This window comes from Methylophaga sp. UBA5088 (assembly GCF_002414625.1).
Classification (GTDB): Bacteria; Pseudomonadota; Gammaproteobacteria; order Nitrosococcales; family Methylophagaceae; genus Methylophaga; species Methylophaga marina.
On record NZ_DIAC01000010.1, the window covers coordinates 57,547 to 58,556 of the forward strand.

Annotated in this window: 1 protein-coding gene; it reads left to right on the top strand. The window is 42.9% G+C overall.

Features of this window, described 5'->3' with window-relative positions:
- On the top strand, positions 1-1,010 hold a 1,010-nt coding region (locus B4K20_RS01105; RefSeq protein WP_289281569.1), incomplete at both ends, for a hypothetical protein.

The following is a 1,010-nucleotide window of genomic DNA, read 5'->3' on the forward strand; positions in this document are numbered from 1 at the left end:
GATAAAGGCTCTGAGAAAGTTGATAAGGGCTTAGATAGCTTCAGAACAAAGGCGGGATTTGCTGGCGCGGCAATGGTGAGCGCTATGGTCGGCGCTGGTCTTGCTGCTGTTAACGCTGGAAGCAGAATAGATAAACTTAACCTATCAACGTCTGGCATGGATGCATCCACCAAGTTTGTGCATGACTATGGCGGTGCGCTAACCATGCTTGGCGGTGAAGCCAGCGAAGCAGAGCAAGCCTTAAAACGTGTTGAAACAGCTTTAACCAATTTCAGAGTAAAAGGTGACTTTGGTGATTTTCAAAATATCGCCTTAGCTGGTATTGATACCACTGCATTAACACAAGCCAAAGATAGTGAAGAATTTATCAAAATACTGGCTGAGTTAACGCCTGAGCTAAACAAAGACCAGCAACGTATTTTGCAAGAGTCTTTCGGTTTTTCTGATGCGGTCATGCAGTCATTGAGGGGCGGTAGACAGGCTTTAGATCAAAACATTGCACGAGTAGCAGAGTTGACAGGTGATTTTACAAAAGCCACGGAGTCAGCACGAGAATATAACAAACAGATAGCAGAACTTCAGTTAAGAATTGAGGGTATTGGAAACTCTCTGGCAACAAGCATGTTACCAGGCATTAACGGAATATTAGATGCTTTCGGCAATTTTATTGACGACAACAAAAGCTTTATCGAGAGCGCGATAGAAAATCCATCAAATGCCGCTAAGCCAGCCATTATGAGTGGTTATTCAATGCACCCGGGTGTGATGCTTTATGAGTCATATAAAAATGGTTCGCTAGGTAATGCATGGGATGACACAAAATCAAGTGTTGGCGGCTGGTTAGGTGTTGATGATATGCGTCAAGGCGCTGTAGATAGTAATGATGTAAAAACCATCACCCCTGATTTTACGTTTAGAGATACATCGACAGGTGAAGTGACAAAATACACACCACCTGAAATTAAGAACAATTTAGATATTACCCTTGAGTTAGATGGTAGAGCGATTGA